At 62.3% G+C, this 2,464-nt stretch carries 3 protein-coding genes; all 3 read left to right on the forward strand.

The features are described 5' to 3' along the window. A partial coding sequence (locus tag ACXRVY_RS24215; protein WP_458238446.1) for an FtsX-like permease family protein occupies positions 1-556 on the forward strand: 556 nt, incomplete at its 5' end. 7 nt (positions 557-563) lie between these two features. Then, positions 564-1,247, forward strand: coding sequence for a lipoprotein-releasing ABC transporter ATP-binding protein LolD (gene lolD, locus ACXRVY_RS24220; RefSeq protein ID WP_177323267.1), 684 nt, complete (start codon positions 564-566; stop codon positions 1,245-1,247). 63 nt (positions 1,248-1,310) lie between these two features. After that, on the forward strand, positions 1,311-2,464 hold a 1,154-nt coding region (locus ACXRVY_RS24225), incomplete at its 3' end, for a lipoprotein-releasing ABC transporter permease subunit (RefSeq protein WP_458238447.1).

The raw sequence follows: 2,464 nt of genomic DNA on the forward strand, positions 1-2,464 counted from the left end.
GTTCCAGGCACCGCGCACTGCGTGGAGCATCGCCCGCGATCTCGGTGAAGACCGCTACTACGCCCGCGACTGGACCCGCACCCACGGCAACCTGTACCAGGCGATCCGCATGGAAAAAGCCATGATCGGCCTGTTGCTGCTGCTGATCGTTGCCGTCGCGGCGTTCAACATCATTTCCACGCTGGTGATGGTGGTGAACGACAAGAAGGGCGACATCGCGATCCTGCGCACACTGGGCGCCACGCCGGGCACGATCATGCGCACGTTCATGGTGCAAGGCACGGTGATTGGTGTGGTCGGTACGGCCATTGGCGCCGTGGTCGGGATCTTCGCCGCGCTGAATGTCAGTGCCGCGATCTCCGCCCTCGAAGGATTGATCGGGCACAAGTTCCTCAACGCCGACGTGTATTTCATCGATTACCTGCCATCGCAAGTGCAGAGCCAGGACGTCGTGATGGTCTGCTCTGCGGCGTTGGTCCTGAGTTTCCTCGCCACCCTGTATCCAGCCTGGCGTGCCGCGCGCACCCAGCCTGCGGAGGCGCTACGTTATGAGTGAGTCGGGCATGAGTGATAAAGCAATCTTGAGCTGCCGCAGCCTGGGCAAGTCCTACGAGGAAGGCCCGGAATCGGTGGAAGTGTTGGCCGGCCTGCAACTGGAGTTGCACCCGGGCGAGCGCGTGGCGATTGTCGGCAAGTCGGGCTCGGGCAAAAGTACCTTGCTCAACCTGTTGGGTGGCCTCGATACGCCGACCAAGGGCAGCGTCTGGCTCGACGGCGAGGAACTGTCGGCGCTGAGCGAGAAGAAACGCGGCCTGCTGCGTAATCGCGCCCTCGGCTTCGTGTATCAGTTCCACCATCTGCTGCCGGAATTCACTGCGCTGGAAAACGTCTGCATGCCGCTGCTGATCGGCAAGACCGCGATCCCGGAGGCGCGTCAGCGTGCCACGGCGTTGCTGGAGCGGGTAGGGCTGGGCCATCGCCTGGAACACAAACCGGCCGAATTGTCCGGTGGTGAGCGTCAGCGTGTGGCCATCGCCCGCGCCCTGGTGAACACACCGGGCCTGGTGATGCTCGACGAGCCGACCGGCAACCTCGACTCCCACACCGCGCAAGGTATTCAGGATTTGATGCTGGAACTCAGCACCTCGATGCGCACGGCGTTCCTGGTGGTGACCCACGACATGAACCTGGCCCGCCAGATGGACCGCGTCCTGCACCTGCAGGAAGGCTGCCTCACTCCCATCTGATTGGCTGAAACCCGATGCCTGAAAGGGCGTCGGGTCTTTTATTTTTATACGGTGCCCCAGCGAATGTTCAGACCGTTATCGATCTTTATCGGCACGCGCTATACCCGCGCCAAGCGCCGCAATCGCTTTGTTTCCTTCATCTCGATGACGTCGATGATCGGCCTCGCCCTCGGCGTGCTGGCGATGATCGTGGTGCTGTCGGTGATGAACGGCTTCCAGCGCGAAATGAGCTCGCGCATCCTCGGCATGGTGCCGCACGCCACCATCGTCGGCGTCAACCCGATTGATGACTGGAAACCCGTGGCAGCGGCCGCGATGAAAAACCCGGAAGTGACGGCGGCGGTGCCGTTCACCGAGATGGAAGGCATGCTGTCCTACAAGGGCACGATGCAGCCAATCCAGGTCAGTGGTGTCGATCCGGCGCTGGAAGGCCAGGTGTCGATCGTCGCCAAGCACATCGTCCAGGGCAGTCTCGAAGCCCTGAAGCCGGGCGAATTCGGTGTGGTGATCGGCGAGATCACGGCGCGCCGCTTTCGCTTGAACGTCGGCGACAAGATCACCCTGATCGTGCCGGAAGTCAGCAATGCGCCGGGTGGCATTACCCCGCGCATGCAACGGCTGAATGTGGTCGGTGTGTTCAAGGTCGGCGCCGAACTGGACGGCACCATGGCGCTGATCCACATGGCCGATGCCGCGCAGATGCAGCACTGGGAGCCGAATCAGGTGCAGAGCGTGCGCCTGGCGGTGAAGGAACTGTATGCCGCGCCGCAGGTGTCGAGCGATATCGCCACGGGGCTGGGCGCCACCTACAAGGCTGACGACTGGACCCACACCCAGGGCAGCCTGTTCAGCGCAATGAAAATGGAAAAAACCATGATCGGCCTGCTGTTGCTGATGATCGTCGCGGTGGCGGCGTTCAACATCATCGCGACCCTGATCATGGTGGTGAACGACAAGGGCGCGGACATCGCGATCCTGCGCACCATCGGCGCCACGCCACGGCAGATCATGGCGATCTTCATGGTGCAGGGCACCGTGATCGGCATCGTCGGCACCTTGATTGGCGGTGTGCTGGGGGTGATTGCCGCGCTGAACGTCAGCCAGATCGTGGGCTGGATCGAGCGGGTCAGCGGGCAGCACATCTTCAGTTCAGACGTGTATTTCGTCAGCAACCTGCCGTCCGAGCTGCAAGGCGCGGATGTGGCATTGATCTGCAC

The sequence above is a fragment of the Pseudomonas sp. P5_A2_2 genome, assembly GCF_054177685.1.